Genomic DNA, 348 nt, shown 5'->3' with positions numbered 1-348 from the left:
ATGCTTGAGATTGAAGCGGCTTCTCGCTCCTCCCGCGCCGTCTATATCGGGCAATCGTTCATCGAGGATGTGCTTGTCCACGGGAAATTTCCGTCCAACTCGGTGACCGGGCCAATCGTGATTCCCCTCGTAAGTGCATGGACCGAGAAGCCAGCGAAGATCTCGTCCCAACCCCATCATATGGACCATTGGCATATAAGCTTGTGGAAATGAGCTTGCTGACGCAACCGTCCGCATCTTGCACCCGCCTGGGACCGCTGCAATCCGATAGCGGTGCCAGCACAACCGGTGTTTCGGTTTTGACGCAACACCCGCCATATAAACAGGCTGCCCAAAGCCAGCCACCAG

1 protein-coding gene is annotated in these 348 nt (G+C 56.3%); it reads left to right on the top strand.

The window, feature by feature from the left end; genetic code table 11:
• Window positions 1-213: hypothetical protein (locus tag VTU_RS34720; protein WP_010102472.1), on the top strand; the 213-nt coding region annotated here is incomplete at its 5' end.
• Between the last annotated feature and the right edge of the window lie 135 nt (window positions 214-348).

The sequence above is a fragment of the Verminephrobacter aporrectodeae subsp. tuberculatae At4 genome, assembly GCF_000193225.1.
Lineage (GTDB): Bacteria > Pseudomonadota > Gammaproteobacteria > Burkholderiales > Burkholderiaceae_C > Acidovorax > Acidovorax aporrectodeae.
This window is presented reverse-complemented; position numbering and strand designations above follow the sequence as displayed.